Here is a 16,483-nt window from a genome sequence, read left to right as displayed (position 1 = left end):
AATCTCACTCTCAATTTCCTGTTACCCGAGATTCACGAGAGCACAGTGGGAATTTTCCTCTCGGAGAAAGTGGGATCGGGCAGGAAGGTGCCACGCATGCTCGGACAATTGGCATTGATCGAGCAGGACCTCTTCAATGCCTTGGCCCCTGGGTTAATCGGATCGAGTGACCCGGTCAGCAGCAGGCATCGATTCGGTTTTGCAGAACTGCAGCAACGCTTTGGGGTTCCTGTGCGGGTACTGCCCAGCTTGGGGGATCCTGCGGGCCTGCAAATGCTGCAGGATGCGGGAGCGGATCTGTTCATCTCAATCCGCTTTGGTCAAATTCTGAAGAATGAAGCGTTGGCAATTCCGCCACGCGGCGTCCTCAATCTTCACTCTGGCCTCTTACCTCAATATCGAGGTGTTCTCGCGACCTTCCGGGCGCTGCTGAACGGGGACCTGGAGATCGGCTGTACTCTCCATTGGATCGACAGTCCCGGCATTGATGTTGGTCGCATCATTGAGACTGCGCGTGTGGCAGTCGAAAAGGAGCGCTCCTTGCTGTGGCACATCCTTTCACTTTATCAACCAGGCGCGCGTCTCATCATGAACGCCATCAGGCGCCTGGAACGCGGTGAGCCCATGACGGGGACGTCTCAAGATCCATCTGCCGGGGCCTACTACTCCTTTCCCAGCGAGGATGACCTGATGCGGTTCACTACACTGGGGTGGCGGCTCTTCGATCGCGAGGACGTTTGGGATCTTTTCGAATCGTACGGATTTCCGTTGCGGATAAGCGCTCCTTGAGAGCTGAACGGCGCCGTACTTCTCGTCGCGTAGCACTGTGATAGGTCGGCCGAACCAGGATTCACAGTCCTGGGCGAACCGGCGGTTGTCGGCTTCCTCGTTTGCGAGGAACGCATTGATGATCTGCATGTCATGGGTCGCCCCGTATTCGGCCAGGGCCAGCTTGGTGGCCACCGCCGAGGCGGCGCCACAGCTGAACTGGTAAACGATGCGTGGCGTCATAGCCTTGGCCCCCTGTAGATGTTCCATACGAGGTAGAGCAGGACAGGGAGGATCATGGCTGCACCTCCAGCACGGCGGTCTTGCGCTTGCGCATCAGCTCGGCAACGTCACCCGGGTAGCTGATCTCCACTTCGCCCATCCCAACTGCTCGAGCGCGTTTGCTGAGGCAGATGTCGAAGTGTTCACGGATGATGCCGGCCTTCTGGATCCACTTCCGCTGTATGCCGATCTTGTCGGCCATGGCCAGCAGTTCCTCGGTACTGTCTGCGAACATATGGCACATTGTCATGCGCCCGAACGTTGCGTTCATGTCGTCCACGTAGACGGTCATGACTGCACCTCCTGGGCCAGGGCTGCATCGATAGCAGCATCGATACTCGCCTTGCCGTCTGCCACGTAGGCCTCGCCACCAAAGATGCGCTGATCGCGCATGGTAGCTTCGTGACGCCAAATTGCGCGCGCAGCCACCGATACCGCTCGGCGTCCTTGCGCAGCGCCTCGCAGTCAGTGCGCAGGCTCTGCACCGCCCGGAAGGTTGCGCTTTCACGCAGCGCCTCGATCTCAGCGAGCAGGGCCAGAACACTTTCGCGAGCCGTGACCATGAACTCTGCAAAGTCCGCTCCGCAGCGATCAATATAGGTCGGTCCGTCGTACTCATAGTCGTCGCTATCAATCAGGAACGGTTTTCCATATACGGTGTAGGTGCCATCAGACTCGCCACCTATTACGCTTCTGTCCGGATGTTGGCTGAAAGGGACGGTGTTGCTGCCCCAATCCAGATCGGATGGGAATGCCTCAGCCAGGGCCTTCAGCTTTTCTTTGTCGATGCTCATGTCATATTAACCCGGCAATCAAATACACCAAATCATGCTGCGTAGGCGATACGTGGATGCCGGAAATAAGAACGGATTCTTTGAGGGCGTAATTGCAATCGTCTCATGACCGAGCGAACACGCCTTTCCAGTTCGTCCTGATTACGCGCCGGCAAGCCCGTGCGAACCTGATGTTTCAAATCACAATTCAAATACTCGTCAGGGTTCAACTCCGGGGCGTAGGCCGGCAAGAAGAACAGTTCGATTTGCTCTTTGCGGTCGCCAACCCAGGCGCTCACCTTTTTGCTGTGGTGTACGCGCAGGTTGTCGAGAATCAGGAACACCTTGCGGCCCTGAGCATCGCGAATCAGGCGACTCAGGAAGCGAATCAGCACTGGGGCTGTCAGCGTTTCCCGATACAGCATGAAGCGCAGTTTGCCCCGATTGGTCACGGTGGAAATCATGTTGGTGGAAAAACGACTGCCGCTGACCAGGCGCACCGGCGTTTCGCCAATAGGGGCGTAGCTGCGGCCAGCATGGCTGTCACTGCGCATACCGGTTTCGTCGCCCCACTGAATCTCACCATTCTCAGCCCTGGCCCGCTGTGCGATGCGTGGATATTCATTATCCAGCCAGTGCTGAACCACTTCAGGTTTCTGCTGATAAGCCCGATGCAGTGGGCGCTGCGGGGTGTAGCCCCAACGCTTGAGGTATTCACCAACCGTTCGAACCGGCATGAGAAAACCACAGCGCTGGCGGATCAGTTCTCGCACCGCATCACGCGTCCAGAGCGCAAAGCCGAGCTTGAGTTGGTCGGGCATCTTATCGGTCATCAAGGTGCGAATCAGCACTTCCTGGCTGGAGCTCAAACTGCGGCGATCACCCTGGCGCACACCACGCTGGCCGCCGGCAATGGCAGCCTTTTCGCCTTTATGTTCTGCGACCTGCGCCCAGTGAGCAATAGTGCGGGGGTGAACACCAACCGCTTCGCCAATAGCCTTGTAGGTGTAACCCTGCTCACGCATGCGTAGGGCCGTGGAGCGCTTTTCACGTTGTTCTTGGGGGCTGAGTTTACGGGCATCTATTTTCATGGAGACAGATTATCTAATATGCCCTATTTATTTGCCAGGTTAATAGCTCCGCCGTTATAATGAAGTGGCTATATTAGGGTTGAGTGGAATTTTAAAGGTGGGATATGTTCGTACTTAAAATAATTGGAATGTTATTTATTGGTTTGTTTGCAAAAATAGCCGGGTGGGAGCTGAGTGGTCGCGATGCTAGACTTAGTTATAGGTTGGGACTTGTTGTGGTTCTATTGGTTGGCGGTTTTTTAATCTTGCTATTGTCGTTTTCGGGGTTCTTGACCTTTGGGGGCGACAGTCAAGCTCAGGCGTTTGGACGCTCCGGATCATTGGCTACCGTGATGTCTCTATATGCAAAGCATCGACTTGATCTTATTGGTGCAAATTTTGATTTTATTAATCAGGTCAAAGATAGGCATCCAGCATTCGAGAGAATGTACGCCAATCTTGAAATGACTTTGGGTAAATCAGGGCGGTTGTGTTTATTTTTTGCTGTCGTAAGTGCTTTAGTCTGGGGCTATGGAGATATCTTTTTGTTGTGGATATATAAGTATTAAGTGGGTTGGTACTTTCCTTGCGCACCTTTGCGCAGACGCGGAACTTGATCACCTTTGACCAGACGCCGGGTAACCGTCTTCCGGCCTTCCAGGATTGCGCGCACCATGGGCGCCGAGAACAGGATCGGGCGTTCCTTCACCTTGGTCATGGCTGCGCCTCCAGGTCTCGCCGCACTTTGCTGTACTTCTCAACGTGCCCACAGGGGTTGCTCCAGCTATCTACGGCCAACTGCCGGCTGCCATCCCAACTGGTCGTTCGGATTGGCTCTCCCCGCGGAGCATCACACGCCCGGCAGACCCAGGGGAGCGTCACGGTGATTGAGGAATATTCTGCGTGCTGTTCGCGGGCAGGGATAGTTACTGTTCTTTCTTCAGGCATGACTTCTCCTTGGCAGCTATATTTTCTGCCGGTCTGACCAATTTGGATTGATTCACAAGGAGCGTGTTATGAAACTTGCAATCAATCTGCCGTTGCTAATTATTGGAAGCGCAGTGTTTGGTATAGGCTTGGCTGATGGCAGGAATTGGTGGTTGTTACCAGGTTGCATTTTCCTTTCCGGCGCTCTTTTCCTTGGGGAATGGCGTTAATGTGGTCCAGTGTTTCAGGCATGATTTGTCCTTGTTCCACTTGCGACAGTGGTAGCGGTAAGTGGGAGTTGCACTAGGGCTGAGTACAAAAGTGTTCTGACGGAGGGGTAGAGCCTGATGGCTAGCTCCTAGATGCAGGAGTGCGCTAATATTTCATCGAATCAGCTAGGAGCAGTTCAATTGAAAGTATGGAGGCCGGAGAGGGCTCTTCAATACAGTTTTGGATTCATGTGGCTGCTTGGTGCTTTGAGCGCAGTAGTTTGGACGGTCGTCGGGTCGGTAGGTTATTGGTCGCGCATTGGATGGCTACCTGTTGACGCAGCAGGCTGGGCACAAGCTTTTGGAGCTATCGTCGCCATCGTGGTAGCCATCGCGATTCCGTACTTTCAACAGGAGTCTCTACGGAAGCAGAAAGAAGAAACTGAACTAAAAGCAAGGCTAGATGGGATTAATGCTACATACGCACTGATGATCCATGTGTCTGACATTTACACGCGCCTTAAGCTCGCCTTGAGGGTATTATCATTTGCAAACAACCCGTTGGATTGGAAGGCGGTCGCACACGACCTCAAACAGTCGGCGGCTATGCTTCGCGAAATACCAGTTACTGCTATTTCAAATGAGATGGTTCACTTCTTAGTTGGCCTTCGCGAGGTTAGCAACTACGGCGAGTTTTTAAGTGGATTGATGGATTACCCAAATCCGAGCTTGGTTTTTTCTTTAGAAATCATAGATAAAGTTGATGCCAATGTTTCTTTGGTGGGGCGTTGGGTGGAAGAGCTTGAGCTCCTTGAGAATAGTATTACCAGGCTTAACCGCTCATGCGGCCTTCATTAAGGCTTCTATCACGCGCTGACCGGCAAGCGGCGGTACGGCATACCGGCCATATGCATAGCCAGCCGGTGGCTGTCGGGGCGGCGCATGTCAGCCGGGAATGACATAGCAGCCAGGGCCTCGCTGGCACTTAGCATTCGCATGCGTCCGCCGTCTACCAAGGCCCAGCGATCCAGGGTGGTGATGGTGCCAATCGGTCGGTTGATGTCTCGGCCGGTGGTGCCTGAGCCCTTGCCGTAGCAGGGCATGATGAAGCGATCGCCGAAGCGCTGACGCCCGTTGCGCACTCGGTCGAGCGTGGCCAGGGCCCGGCCAGGCTTCTCGATGGGCGACCACCGCCGGGCTTCGAAGTTGAGGAAGCTGCTCGCCGGCACATGCTCGCATTGCTGGAGCTGCAGCTGAATCGGCGTCTTGCTCTTGGTGCAGATCAAGAACAGTCGCACCCGATGTTGCGGCACGCTGAGATCAGCGCAATCAACGATGTGAGGTGCGACCTGGTAGCCAAGTCTCTGCATGGCATCGACCCAGCTCGGGTACAGCAACCAGTTCACGAACTCCGGTACGTTCTCGACCACCCAGGCATCCTGCTGCAGAACCTCTGCGGCAGATGGCACAGCCCAAGCTGTCGATCTGGACGCATCATGCTCAGGGTTGCCGTTTTTCTTGCCGCGGGCTTTCGCGTGGCCTTGGCAGCACGGGGAGGCTATGCCGATGTCAGTTCGTGGCACTGCCGCCCAATTGGCCTGATGCAGAACCTGGCAGACGTGCTCAGTGTCAGCGTGATTTGCTGCGTGCCACTTCACCGCCTCGGGCCAGTGGTTTGCAGCCCAGAGGGCCTGGACACCTGCGGCGCGTGCGCCAGTGCTCCATCCGCCGAGGCCAGCGAACGGGTCGATTGCGGTGGGCATGATAGATCCTAATGGGTATATTTATGAGGTTTTGTATGAGGGTTTACATACATGGATGAAAATGGTGTTGCTCGGGTCTATCATTTCTGTAGTACCAAATATGGTTTGGAAAATATAAGAAATAGGCGATTAAAAATTGCCACAATAATGGAGTTGAACGATCCGTTTGAGCTGTTGGCGTATGATCTAAACAAACAAGAATTAAGGCGTGTCGCCAAGGAATTAAAAGTAACTTTCGCGGATAAATTTGGACTTATCTGCTTTAGTAGATCCTTTAGAAGTCCGGTCCAGTGGGCTCATTATGGTGATAAGCATAAAGGGATCTGCCTGGGCTTTGATATTGATAAGGAAGCCTTGCATAAAATTAGCTATACGTCGGCGCGCAAGAGAATTGAAAACGATAACCTTAGTAAAGATAATGCGTACAATTGGTTTTTGGAGTTTTTGACTACTAAGCATAGAAGTTGGAGCTATGAAAAGGAAGAGCGGCTAATGAAGCGGCTTGATACTTGTGAAAGAGCGGGAGTGTTGTACTTCTCTAAGTTTTGTGAGGCCATGAAGCTTCAGCAGGTAATTGTTGGGTGTGAATCTAACGTTTCTGGCGCGGAATTGCGTGACGCCCTAGGAGAGGAATTGCGTGAGGTGTCGATCTTTAAGGTTCGTCCTGCATTTTCAAAATTTGAAATGGTGAGGAATAAAAGCATCGCGCTGTGATTCTCAAAATCGCATAGCGGGACTATGGGTTATAGACTCGCTCTACTCAGCTAGCATTTTTGAGCAGAGAGCTGAAAACGCTGCAACTCAGGCGGCTGCGGCGTTCTCAACTGTTGGCTTCGGCTGGTAGACAAGCGTGCCATCAAGGATGGCTGCCTTGATCGCTTCGAACTCCCAGGCGTAGTACTGCGACTCGACGTAAACACGCAGCTCGGGGTAGTCGTGCTGCTTTCGTCGAATGAAGGCCTCGGCTGCTTCCTTGGTGAAGTGGCTGTTCACGATTTCCCAGTGCTTGTTCCAGCCAGTGACTATGTGGTCGTCGAGTTCGTCCAAGACTTCCCACTGATCATCGGCAACAAGCTCCAGAAAATCGCACTCGTTTCTGGCCTGGACCATCCGATTGAGTTCTTCCTGCTCGTCCTTGTCGAGATCTGCCCAGTAATCCTCAGGGCTGAACCAGCTGTTGTCTTCCAAGCAGACCGTCAGGCCCTCGGCGTAGTCAGCCTCATAGCCGTAGTCGATGCACTTCTGCTGCACGGTGAACAGCGCGCATGCCGTGTGGTGCCACTTCACTCCCTGGCCGTTGCAGTTGTGGCGAAGGCGTGTGACGAAGTCCTGCCAGGTATCTTCGGTCATCGGATGGCCGGTTGCCAGGCTCGGGCTGGCGTTGGTATCGCTCATGGATTTCTCCATGCAGGTGCCGCCCTCCGTGATCGGTGGTGGCAATTTGATTTTGTGTGGGCTATATGTACTGATCGGCATTCAGTCATAGGGAGCTGCAATGAAGATTCGTACGGAGCATCAGAACCTGGGCGCAGCCCTCATGCAGATTGCTGAGGACGACAATTTCACCGCGATCAACCCGCTGAAGCTGAAAGGCGACAAGATCAACAACGCTTTTCTGATCAATGCCGACACCTGTATTTTCCTCAAGTACGGGCAGGAGCCAAAACCAACAAGGGAATATCAGTTCACGTACACCCGTGAGCACTTAGAGGCCGTCTATGGTGCTGCCGAGCATTACTCTGTGTTCGTAGGGCTTGTGTGTGTTGAGGACCAAGAGATCTGCTGCTTGGATCTTTCGCAGCTGAAGTCAATGATCGAGGCCCGCCGTAAGACACACGGCCAAGAGGAAGAGTCCTATCAGGTACTGGTGACCGCTCCCGATGGTAAAAGTCTTCGCTCTTACACAAACGCATCAGGACGGAAGGGCGTTATTGCTGGGAGAGAGGTCATAATCTCGCGAAACCGTTTTCCGTCCTGTCTTTTTCAGTGAATTCATCCAATGGGAGATAACCTAATCCCCAGGTTCTCGCCTTAGCTCGGCCTGGCTGGCGTCTTCGAACTGACGTGCAAGCCTTGGTGATATGCGAAAAGCTGGCGTGTCAGGCTTAAGCAGTCGGCGCGCCCTTTCATCACGATAGCGCCAGGTCCTGCCAGAGCTCCTGAACCTGGCTGTAGCCGTGGACTGCCAGCTCTGCTGCAAGCTGCTTGCGAATCCCGGCCGGCATATCGAAGTGCATTTTCTCTATGTCCAGGCGATCCGCCTCGGCCTTCTTGCGGTCGAGGTAGTCAGCTGAATGCTTCGCCGCGCCAGTCTTCTCTGCCTTCACAACCTTCCCCTGATCTATTTGTGGTTCTTGCCTAAGATCGCATCCAAGCCAGCGCTCTGGTTCTGAAGGGCGGCTAGTGATCTTCTGACCACCGACCTCGGCAGGCTTCGTATATCGGGTGTCGGTCTTATCGACTTGCTCCCAGATCCGCATGTTTGTGGACATGAGTGTCTCCCGCGCCATGCTTGAAGGGCGCTGTGAAATTCAGTGAGGGGGCTGCGGAGGTTTATCTGAGATAGACGTAGGTGAACCAGGCGATTGCGATAACGGGGATCATGCTGAGGTACAAAGACGGCATTCTGGCCACCACCAACCGCAACGCCAGTACCGTGGCGCACACCACACCGCGATTCAGCATGTGTCGTCACAGGCGCGGATGGAGGTGGCCAAGGCGAACACCGACGTGGTGACCGAAATTGAAATGATCGCCACACTGGACAGCAAGACCAGTCAGCTCTGCCGAGCGATGGATAAGCGACGGTTTCCGGTCGACTCCGGGCCTCGGCCACCGTTTCACCCGAACTGTCGCACGACCTTCGTTCTGCTGACCAGGCTCAGCTAGGTGTTCGCCAAGGGCGCCACACGGGCTTCGGTTGGCGCGAATGGCCCCGGGCAGGTCAGTGCCAGTCTTGATTACTACCATTGGCTCCAGCAACAGCCTGCGTCGTTTCAGGATGCAGCGATTGGTCCGAAGCGGGCGAAGCTGTTTCGGGAGGGCGGGCTTAGCGTCCAGCGCTTTGCAGAACTGCAGCTTGATCGCAACTTCGCGTCTTTGAATCTGGCGCAAATGAAGACGCTGGAGCCGCTGGTATTTGAGCGAGCCGGAATGTAGAGTTGAGCGGGACACAGAAAACTAAGGAAAGCTATGCTTCAAAATATGCCAGGGAATAGCAACAAAATTCAGCTGGTCTCCGCTTTAGATGGTTTGTTTTTAATTACGGCTCTAAACAATATCGACATTATTATCAGAGGCGTGTTTGGTGGGAGCTGATTGTCGCAAAAAAGAACGGCTGGTTGTCGTCGGGTAGTATCTTGCAGGCTATCAATTTTATATTGCCATTCAGTGCCTTGCGGAATTCTGTATGTACGGGAAGAGTTGCTGTCGAATTTCTAGTTGATTGGGTGGCTGCTAATATAAATGCCCTCTGTACATTGCGGAACATCAATTATATAGAGTTGTGCAGAGTAAGACTTGCTGCAGTCGAGCGTTATTCAGTATGCTATATATTAGATGAAATGAGTCTGAGTGGTGCTTTTAATCCACTTTACACTGATGCTCATCACACGCTTTATGAAATGACCTTCTACTAACAGCAAAAACTTAAATGCCCGCTCCGGCGGGTTTTTTTATGCCCGCAAAACGGGCCGCTTATACCTAGGAGTGCATTAAAGTGACAGAAGAAAACGAAATCGCCCTGGAAAACCCTGCAGTCAAGGCCGCTATCGCGACTGCTGTTGAGGCATCCGTTTCCGGGTTGAAAACCAAGAACTCCGAGCTGCTGGGCAAGCTGAAGGAAACCACCGGCAAGCTGACCCAGTTCGAAGGCATCGATAAGGCTTTGTCTATCAAGCCAGCAGGCCAGGCTGGCGACATTGCAGCCCTCAAAGCTGTGCTCGATGCCGCCGGTGTAGCCTACCGTGCCAATGTCTCGAAAGAGTCCCTAGAGAAGCTCTTGGCCGAACAATACAAGGCTCTAAGATGATTGAGCTTTAGGCAAGTCTGAGCCTCCGCACAGTAGATATCGTTGTTCAGGGAACGAGGAGTAAAGAAGGATCAGAAGTTCTTTCGAAGCTTACCTTCAGCAATTTCCTCCAAGACCTGAACGTAACGCTCAGGCGCAACTTTAGGAATCTCAAAGGTGGTGGTGAAAATAGGTGGAAAATCTTTTTCCTGTATCTCGTACTTTGTGAAAACCTGCGTTATCAGGGCGTTATAGACGCTAATTAGTGTTGGGCATCTAGCGTAGTCGGGGAAAATCTGCGCAGCCTCGTCCAGACAGTCGTATAAAGGAATACTGTACATATGGTCAGCGTCTCCCTCTATGCTGCCGTAGAATCGCCCTTGTGCATCCTTGAGGAAGTGTTTGAGCAAATGGGTGTCCAGTACAGGCACACCATTGCGGGGGTAGCCCGCGTGAAATTGGCCGTTGATTATTACCAGAGGCAGCACTGCCAGATCATTACGTCCACTGAGTAATGGGTAGTACTTATCGCAGAAAGCTTGCAGATTTTCACGGACTCGCTCTGCTTTTCGGCGAGCTTGATTGGTTTTGGTTTCTATTCCATTCAAGTCGGATAATTCATTGTGATAATCCAATGCAGTGATAGGCGTACGTCGGCTCCTGAGTTCGGCGATGACGATCAGGTTGCCAATGGCAAACGTCAGATCGATTTCCTCATATTTTTTGTGCTCATATCTAAACTTCATTGGCGCTGTCCAGCAGAGGTGCTCTGCTAGGATAGGGTTGTTCGATCGACACTCCTGCAGAACATTCAGAATGTCGCGCTCGAACAACTTGCCACGGTGATCGGATTTGGGATCGATGCGCTTCAGCCAAATGTCGAAATTGCGCTCGATGCTGGCAGTCAGCAAAGCGCTGATTGCAAAACAAATATATTCATCGAGCACCAGCAGGGGCTGGCTCCAGAGGTCGTCCTGGATGCTACTGGCATCATAGGAGAGCATCTCAATAACGATCTTTACATCATCGACGATCATGTTCGTACATCGCACCAGATGATCCACCAAATCGTCTCGTCGGAGCTTTGGGGCAAAGGCCAGTAGCTCATCCCACTGCTCTGGTGCAGCTCCGGATACGGTAGCCTCTTTAATCTGGGCTGCGAGAACGGCCAGGTGAGACCAGACATTCAAGACATTGCGCATTGTCTGGTTTCTGGCGTCGCTGGATCCTGAGTCGAGGATAGGATGTAGGTGTTGATCGATCATGTAGTGCGGTGCGACGCGATGGTAGAAAGCCGACATCTGCACTTCCTCTGATAAGCCCTCCCAGGGGACGCAGGACAGGCTGTTACCGGAGCCCTGGTAGTGCAGGTATTGGCCTGAATCCATCACTGCTTCAGCGATCAGGCGCCAGTTTTTCAGATCGCGGACGATCAGCATTACCTCCGTGGCACGGTGGTGCTTCCGGCGATATTCTGAGACGGCTTTGAGCAAATGCGGATCAGGGGCAGTTGAGGCGAGAACCGCACCTTGAGGGTGTGGGAAAAACTGGGCTTCGCCGTAAAGTAGGTCCTGCCAGATGCGTGAGAAGTTGTGAAACCGCTGAACCATTGAAGTTTCATTCACTAGGAATGTGAGCTTGTCCAGTTTATGAGGACGATCTTCAGGAAAGATTTTGTCCAGGTCATCACGGCGCTTGAACAGTTCCCAGAACGCCCCGCATAGGCTGTCCAGCCGATACGTATTCAAGGCGCTGGGATCGGCCTCGGCATTGCCATAGTTAAGAGAGGACTTGAGTGCCAGGTGTTGTTCCATTGTCGCTTCGGGTTGCCCGGCCATAAGTTCCAACTGCTCCTCGCACACCCGGTAGAATGCGTGATTGGCGGCTCCCAGGTGAGCTTGGATTAGTTCGTTTGTGCTCAGCGGATTGTCACGGCGAAAAGTGAATTGCTGACGAGTTTTTTCCACGCGCTGGAAATGGTCATTTAGCCAGGCAGCAGCATTAAGGAAACCGCGTTCTTCATTCCCTTGGCCCCTGGTGAATTCATAAGCATCGAGCCAACTAGATAGCTTGAATTCGGTCAGCTTAGCCGGATGGGGGAGTTGCCCTTCACGAGCTAGTTTCAACAGCGTTTTCTGGGGCTGGTTCACAGGGGAGAAGTCCTTGTCTCAGTTACTCGAGATGATCTACGAATCGGCTGGTTGGGAAGTCAGGCGATGGTCATTGTGCGGCTCGTAACAAGCCGTTATCGATTTTACTTCCAACGCATCATACTGTGCCTTCGCGATCACCACGGCTCGCACCGTCCTTCAGACGAACCAACTATAGGGTCGAAACCGAGAACAAAAAGGATCGCATACTCCATATACCAGACCGTCTGCACGCGATAAAAAACGATCATGGTCGCTCCTCTGCACTGATTTTAGAGAGTTTGAAAGTCAGTCTTAAACCTTCCAGCGAGTTAACACATGATGCTCATAATTGAGGACGGCAACGGCAAGCCTGACGCCGAGAGCTATGCATCCGCCGAGGACCTGGCCATGTACGCCGTGAAGTTCGGCGTAGCCATCCCCGCTGACGTGCCCGCGCAAGAGGCGTTGCTGCGACGGGCAGCTCTGGCGATGGATGGGATGACCTGGAAGGGGCGCAAGAGTAATAGTGATCAAGCTCTGGCCTGGCCGCGCCGGGAAGTGTTACTGGATCAGGAGATCAAGACCAACAACTACCTGCCGGCGCGGATTCAGTACGGCCAAATGGCTCTGGCTGCCGAGATTCACGCCGACGACGTGGACCCGATCCAGAAGCGCAAAGGCGCGGTAACCATGGGGCGTGTCGAAGGGGCGGTGACTCGCGAATACGCCACTATCCCGAACACCAGTGGCCGACTGCTGCCGGCGGCGCCGGACCGGCCGAGCGCGACGCAGTTTGCTGATTACCTACAGAAACGCGGGCTGTTTGCAGTTAGGGCCTAGCTGCTACAACTCTTGTTGATTATGAGTATTGAAGCTAGTATCGGGCGAGTTGCTGCGGCAACGTCATTCCTTCTATCTACTCAGCCTGTGCGCAGGCCGGAGCGTCAGTATGAAGCCTGAATTTCGTATTCGTGAAGTCACTCGTTACGCCATCACTAGATTTGATGAGCGGGGCACTCACCCTGTTGCTCAGGTCGATAATAGAGAAACAGCGGAGCAGATAGTTTCTGCTTTGGCGGCTCAGGCCGAAGCTGATTCGCTGGTGCTAGGTACTTCAATTGATGATCTCAATTTCTCAACCAGAACTCGAAACAACTTGATTGTTACCTGTGGTCTTTCCACGTTGGAGGATCTAACCAAGATCAATCAGGTGCAGCTGCTTGGAAAACATCGCGTTGGAGTTGAAACGTTGAAGGAGGTGCTTCAACTTTTGAACGACCGAGGACTGAAACATCAACTTGGCAGATTGTAGGTCGAGCGAAAACCCCTGAGCCCAGCCATCGTGCTGGGTTTTTCACATCTGGAGCCCTCATGGCCAGCTTCTACGACGAAATGGCCTTGATGGCTCTGGAGATGATCACAGAGTTCGGCCAACCCGTAACCATCCGTAACATCAAGCCCGGCGAGTACGACCCTGAAACTGGGTTCGCTGGGCCCGACACCATCATCGAACAGACGGCCCAGGGCATCCTACTCGACTTCACCGGTCTTGAGTTCCAGAACAACAGCCTCATCAAGCAGGGCGACAAGAAGCTCAAGGTCGCCGCACAAGGGCTGGAGTGGGCGCTAGATCTGCTGAACCAGGTGGTCATTCAGGGTCGGACCTGGTCCATCGTTCCACCACTGAAAGAGGTCAACCCAGCCGGTACACCGATTCTGTACGAACTGCAGGTGCGGTCATGAACCGGTACGCGGGCAGGAACGACAGCTTCGCCGAAAACATCCGCCAGTTCGCCGAGCAGGCCCAGGCCGGCATTGATGCCACCATTCGCGAGATCGTGATCGAGATCGGCAGCAGCGTGATTCGCATGTCGCCGGTGGGTAACCCGGAGATCTGGGCGGCCAACGTGGCGCACCGTGCGGCCAATACGCGCGCGGCCGACGACTACGACTTCAAAGTCGCTGTGCGCAACACGCTGATCAACCTGGACGAAAACAACTTCACCAAGGCCGGCAAGCTGCGCCGCGGCGTGAAGTACGCCAAGCCCCTGACCAAGACCGAGCGCGACCAGAACTTCAACGTGAACGGCCTGGTAGCCGGTAAGGGCTATGTCGGTGGGCGGTTTCGGGGGAACTGGCAGTTTTCGATCGATACACCGGCGGATGGTGTTCTGGATCAGGTCGACCCATCCGGCAATGTCACCATCGCTGTTCTGCGTACTCAGGTTCAGTCGCTGACCGCCGGCCAGACAGCCTACATCGTAAACAACCTGCCTTACGCGGTGCCGCTTGAATACGGGCATTCGAAGCAAGCCCCTGGTGGCGTGGTTCGAATCACGCTCGCCAGATTCCAGCAGATCGTCGATGAAGCCATCAGGAACAACCAGGTATGAGCCACAACGTCATTGCCTCGATCTTAGAGGTTAGGGTTATCGTCTGGGCGAAGGCCAGAGCAACACCACTGAAAGTGGTTGTCGAGAACGAGGCCTATGCACCGAAGGACGGAGAAACCTACCTCTGTGCCTAACGGAGCTCTGGTTGTTGGAGACTCAACTGTGCGAACCAAGGAGCTTGGGCAGAGACTCTATTTCAGCTCGATAGGAAGAATTGATGTATTCCAGCACAAAGTAAGGTCAGGCCAATTTGCCGCTATTGTGCGCGGCAAGGATGGCAGCAGTCTTCGAACCTTACGGATGCGTAGCATTGATAGTGCAAAGCGTTTTGCGGATGCGATGGAATATCTGAAGCTTCACAGCTCATAGCTGGAGCACGTTTCACCAAAGCCCGCCAAGTGCGGGTTTTTTATTGCCCAGGAGAAAGCAATGCCTCAGTTCTTCAGCTCACTCTCCTTGGCGATAGTGTCAGCGATCATCGTGATGTGTTTCTCTGCTGCACGGATAGTACTTGAGGAGAGCTTGAACTCCCGGGTTACCTCGATCACACGTTTGTAGATCAAGCATCGTGGATCTGCTGGTCGCGGACGCCGTTACGCAGGCCTGCGTAGATGGCTCTTGCATAATTTGTCTCCGGGTAGCTGACGGCTTGGCCGGGCTGGCGTTATTCGTAGAATTGGGCTACTGATCCTAGGTCCGACACGAAGTCGGCAGGGAGAGAGCGATGACAGAAGATGAGTTTGTGCAGCGCGTATTTGAGATCGCGGCTCAGCATGGCTTGACGGTTGAAGATCGCCGACCAGGGAAAAGCATCTGTTTCAACCCATTCAGCAATAAATGGCTCAGTGAGAGCCACATCAGATCTCTTTTTCCATTGGTCTTAACGCCAGGGTTGTCGGAAAAGCAGATGAATCAAATGGTTGAGGAGGTCGCTCCAGGACGACCGTGCACTCACGTAGGATTCCGCAAAATCATCCGGCAACTTCACGATGAGTGCGGTTGGGTGCCGGGACCAGGGATATGAGTGCAGGTGAGCGGTTGCTACTCACAGCACGGTCTGGGCCTGGTCTGCTATCGCTGTTGGGCGAACGGTGTTGAATGTGTCTACCGCCGATAGCGCCTCGGTCCAATGGCTTTCTCTGTGGGTGATGTATGCAGCCCGGCTAGTGCAGGCGATTGGACTTGATCCTCCTTATGGGGCAAGGTCTGGCTCCGCTCACCTCGACCAGGAAAGCCCATGACCCATACAGAACGAGCCACTCTGCTGCTCGCGTGGCTTTGCGAAGAAAGCCGTGCCATCGACCACCGCGATATCATCCTGTTCGATGAGGCGCTGGGTGAGCACATTGCCGACTATGAGGCGGCAGTCGATACCGGTTGTTTCGAGTTCTGTGGCGATACCTATCGCAACAAGGCTGGCACCCAGAGCAACCCGCATCTCATGGATGGGTTGGTTCTCTTTGCCTACGCCCGCGAGTCGCTGCGAGCCCAGTCAGAGCAGACAGAAACCTCCCAGGAACCGACCTGCACTGCAATGCTGTTCACTTAAGCGAGGTGATCCCCTGTAGGAGCGAAGCTTGCTCGCGAGGGTCGTTAACCCGCGCTCTTGTTGCAGTCGGATGTCCAGGCGGGACGCCTGGTCCAACTCTTTCCAGAGCAGGAGCTGCCCAGTCGCCCGGTGAATGTGGTGTACCTGCCAGATCGATATCACTCGGCCAGGTTGCGCAGTTTCGCGCAGTTCCTGACGGAACAGTTTTCCCCAGGGGACGAAGTGCTTCTAAGCTCGTTCCCGGACTCGCGGCTCAGCTGTTCATCTTGGCCGCCAGCAGCGCCCGCTCCTTGGTGAGCGGTTGGAGTACGCCCGGGTTGCTGCCGGTACGCTGGTAGAGAAAGTAGTTTTCGGCGTGGTCATGCAAGATGCGGTAGATCTCGCCCTGTCGTTTCGGCCTCGGTGATACGCGGCGGTCTACCAGCAATTGATACTTGTCGATGTGCAGGCGTTTCAGCGCCTGCTCGAAGTCTTCCTGGGTCGTGACATCCCAGCGACGGATGTTGCTTACGTGGTACATGAGTGAAAAGAAAATGAACAGTACCAGGCCTTGAGTGGCGAGGTGCTTTATGACGTGTTCCATAGAGGGGCTTCCTGTCTCCTGAAGC

Annotated in this window: 22 protein-coding genes and 2 pseudogenes; 16 read left to right on the top strand and 8 right to left on the bottom strand. The window is 53.9% G+C overall.

The features are described from left to right. The first annotated feature begins 96 nt into the window (after positions 1 to 96). A complete protein-coding gene (locus ATY02_RS21015; RefSeq protein WP_228022209.1) occupies positions 97 to 789 on the top strand; it encodes a formyl transferase in 693 nt (230 codons plus the stop codon). A gap of 274 nt (positions 790 to 1,063) precedes the next feature. Here the strand turns inward: ATY02_RS21015 and ATY02_RS21010 are convergent, their stop codons facing one another. Both ATY02_RS21010 and ATY02_RS21005 read right to left on the bottom strand, forming a co-directional pair. Continuing rightward, on the bottom strand, positions 1,064 to 1,342 hold the full coding sequence (locus ATY02_RS21010) for a DUF4031 domain-containing protein (RefSeq protein WP_068587298.1): 279 nt from the start codon (positions 1,340 to 1,342) through the stop codon (positions 1,064 to 1,066). Positions 1,343 to 1,876: 534 nt separating this feature from the next. Continuing rightward, on the bottom strand, positions 1,877 to 2,914 hold the full coding sequence (locus ATY02_RS21005) for an IS630-like element ISPa47 family transposase (RefSeq protein WP_011911785.1): 1,038 nt from the start codon (positions 2,912 to 2,914) through the stop codon (positions 1,877 to 1,879). Between the two features lie 104 nt (positions 2,915 to 3,018). On the opposite strand from ATY02_RS21005, the gene ATY02_RS21000 reads away from it, so the two are divergent. Next, positions 3,019 to 3,462, top strand: coding sequence for a hypothetical protein (locus ATY02_RS21000; RefSeq protein WP_068586296.1), 444 nt, complete (start codon positions 3,019 to 3,021; stop codon positions 3,460 to 3,462). Here ATY02_RS21000 and ATY02_RS20995 read toward each other — a convergent pair. After that, positions 3,459 to 3,611 carry a hypothetical protein gene (locus ATY02_RS20995; protein WP_164823612.1) on the bottom strand — a complete coding sequence of 51 codons (153 nt, stop codon included), beginning with the start codon at positions 3,609 to 3,611 and terminating at the stop codon, positions 3,459 to 3,461. The two genes, ATY02_RS21000 and ATY02_RS20995, sit on opposite strands and share 4 nt — an antisense overlap. A gap of 298 nt (positions 3,612 to 3,909) precedes the next feature. On the opposite strand from ATY02_RS20995, the gene ATY02_RS20990 reads away from it, so the two are divergent. After that, the gene (locus ATY02_RS20990; RefSeq protein ID WP_164823702.1) at positions 3,910 to 4,050 is read left to right on the top strand and encodes a hypothetical protein; all 141 of its coding nucleotides are present in this window, start codon (positions 3,910 to 3,912) and stop codon (positions 4,048 to 4,050) included. A gap of 228 nt (positions 4,051 to 4,278) precedes the next feature. Next, entirely contained in the window at positions 4,279 to 4,887 is a 609-nt protein-coding gene (locus ATY02_RS20985) for a hypothetical protein (RefSeq protein WP_068586299.1), read from the top strand. On the opposite strand, the pseudogene ATY02_RS20980 reads toward ATY02_RS20985, so the two are convergent. Beyond that, positions 4,870 to 5,792 (bottom strand): annotated as a pseudogene (locus ATY02_RS20980) (DNA cytosine methyltransferase). The gene ATY02_RS20985 and the pseudogene ATY02_RS20980 sit on opposite strands and share 18 nt — an antisense overlap. A 51-nt stretch (positions 5,793 to 5,843) precedes the next feature. Here ATY02_RS20980 and ATY02_RS20975 point away from each other — a divergent pair. Continuing rightward, on the top strand, positions 5,844 to 6,506 hold the full coding sequence (locus tag ATY02_RS20975) for a DUF2971 domain-containing protein (protein ID WP_068586302.1): 663 nt from the start codon (positions 5,844 to 5,846) through the stop codon (positions 6,504 to 6,506). An 87-nt stretch (positions 6,507 to 6,593) separates the two neighbouring features. On the opposite strand, the gene ATY02_RS20970 is transcribed toward ATY02_RS20975, so the two are convergent. Next, positions 6,594 to 7,187 carry a hypothetical protein gene (locus ATY02_RS20970; protein WP_068586304.1) on the bottom strand — a complete coding sequence of 198 codons (594 nt, stop codon included), beginning with the start codon at positions 7,185 to 7,187 and terminating at the stop codon, positions 6,594 to 6,596. A 100-nt stretch (positions 7,188 to 7,287) separates the two neighbouring features. On the opposite strand from ATY02_RS20970, the gene ATY02_RS20965 reads away from it, so the two are divergent. Next, positions 7,288 to 7,782, top strand: a complete 495-nt coding sequence (locus ATY02_RS20965) for a hypothetical protein (RefSeq protein ID WP_068586308.1) — start codon at positions 7,288 to 7,290, stop codon at positions 7,780 to 7,782. A 139-nt stretch (positions 7,783 to 7,921) separates the two neighbouring features. On the opposite strand, the gene ATY02_RS36145 is transcribed toward ATY02_RS20965, so the two are convergent. Then, positions 7,922 to 8,284 carry a hypothetical protein gene (locus tag ATY02_RS36145; RefSeq protein ID WP_228022336.1) on the bottom strand — a complete coding sequence of 121 codons (363 nt, stop codon included), beginning with the start codon at positions 8,282 to 8,284 and terminating at the stop codon, positions 7,922 to 7,924. 119 nt (positions 8,285 to 8,403) lie between these two features. On the opposite strand from ATY02_RS36145, the pseudogene ATY02_RS20955 reads away from it, so the two are divergent. Both ATY02_RS20955 and ATY02_RS20950 read left to right on the top strand, forming a co-directional pair. After that, positions 8,404 to 8,951, top strand: a pseudogene (locus tag ATY02_RS20955) (phage head morphogenesis protein); the annotation flags it as partial. 559 nt (positions 8,952 to 9,510) lie between these two features. Beyond that, the gene (locus tag ATY02_RS20950) at positions 9,511 to 9,822 is read left to right on the top strand and encodes a hypothetical protein (protein WP_068586311.1); all 312 of its coding nucleotides are present in this window, start codon (positions 9,511 to 9,513) and stop codon (positions 9,820 to 9,822) included. 71 nt (positions 9,823 to 9,893) lie between these two features. On the opposite strand, the gene ATY02_RS20945 is transcribed toward ATY02_RS20950, so the two are convergent. Then, positions 9,894 to 11,951, bottom strand: a complete 2,058-nt coding sequence (locus ATY02_RS20945; RefSeq protein ID WP_068586314.1) for a hypothetical protein — start codon at positions 11,949 to 11,951, stop codon at positions 9,894 to 9,896. A 318-nt stretch (positions 11,952 to 12,269) separates the two neighbouring features. Here ATY02_RS20945 and ATY02_RS20940 point away from each other — a divergent pair, with 318 nt between their 5' ends. The 8 genes from ATY02_RS20940 (at position 12,270) to ATY02_RS36685 (ending at position 16,172) form a co-directional block, all read left to right on the top strand. Further along, complete coding sequence (locus ATY02_RS20940) at positions 12,270 to 12,773, top strand: DnaT-like ssDNA-binding protein (protein WP_068586317.1); 504 nt, start codon at positions 12,270 to 12,272, stop codon at positions 12,771 to 12,773. Positions 12,774 to 12,882: 109 nt separating this feature from the next. Further along, positions 12,883 to 13,245 (top strand): DNA-directed RNA polymerase subunit alpha C-terminal domain-containing protein, encoded by a 363-nt coding sequence (locus tag ATY02_RS20935; RefSeq protein ID WP_068586320.1) that lies wholly within the window; start codon positions 12,883 to 12,885, stop codon positions 13,243 to 13,245. Positions 13,246 to 13,304: 59 nt separating this feature from the next. Further along, positions 13,305 to 13,676, top strand: a complete 372-nt coding sequence (locus ATY02_RS20930; protein ID WP_068586323.1) for a hypothetical protein — start codon at positions 13,305 to 13,307, stop codon at positions 13,674 to 13,676. Then, positions 13,673 to 14,326: a hypothetical protein gene (locus ATY02_RS20925; protein ID WP_068586326.1), complete on the top strand. Its 654-nt coding sequence runs from the start codon at positions 13,673 to 13,675 to the stop codon at positions 14,324 to 14,326. Before ATY02_RS20930 ends, ATY02_RS20925 begins: the two co-directional genes overlap by 4 nt. Continuing rightward, the gene (locus tag ATY02_RS20920) at positions 14,323 to 14,460 is read left to right on the top strand and encodes a hypothetical protein (RefSeq protein ID WP_164823611.1); all 138 of its coding nucleotides are present in this window, start codon (positions 14,323 to 14,325) and stop codon (positions 14,458 to 14,460) included. The genes ATY02_RS20925 and ATY02_RS20920 overlap by 4 nt, the downstream gene beginning before the upstream one ends. A 590-nt stretch (positions 14,461 to 15,050) precedes the next feature. After that, positions 15,051 to 15,350, top strand: a complete 300-nt coding sequence (locus ATY02_RS20915) for a hypothetical protein (protein WP_141698256.1) — start codon at positions 15,051 to 15,053, stop codon at positions 15,348 to 15,350. Between the two features lie 213 nt (positions 15,351 to 15,563). Then, entirely contained in the window at positions 15,564 to 15,875 is a 312-nt protein-coding gene (locus ATY02_RS20910) for a hypothetical protein (RefSeq protein WP_068586332.1), read from the top strand. Positions 15,876 to 15,932: 57 nt separating this feature from the next. Further along, positions 15,933 to 16,172, top strand: coding sequence for a LysR substrate-binding domain-containing protein (locus ATY02_RS36685; protein WP_206600868.1), 240 nt, complete (start codon positions 15,933 to 15,935; stop codon positions 16,170 to 16,172). Here the strand turns inward: ATY02_RS36685 and ATY02_RS20900 are convergent. Next, the gene (locus ATY02_RS20900; protein ID WP_068586336.1) at positions 16,129 to 16,458 is read right to left on the bottom strand and encodes a hypothetical protein; all 330 of its coding nucleotides are present in this window, start codon (positions 16,456 to 16,458) and stop codon (positions 16,129 to 16,131) included. The genes ATY02_RS36685 and ATY02_RS20900 overlap by 44 nt on opposite strands. Positions 16,459 to 16,483: the final 25 nt, after the last annotated feature.

It is taken from the genome of Pseudomonas sp. BIOMIG1BAC, assembly GCF_001705995.2.
Lineage (GTDB): Bacteria > Pseudomonadota > Gammaproteobacteria > Pseudomonadales > Pseudomonadaceae > Aquipseudomonas > Aquipseudomonas sessilinigenes.
The sequence above is the reverse complement of the archived record's forward strand: the minus strand, read 5'-3'. Positions and strand labels throughout refer to the sequence as shown.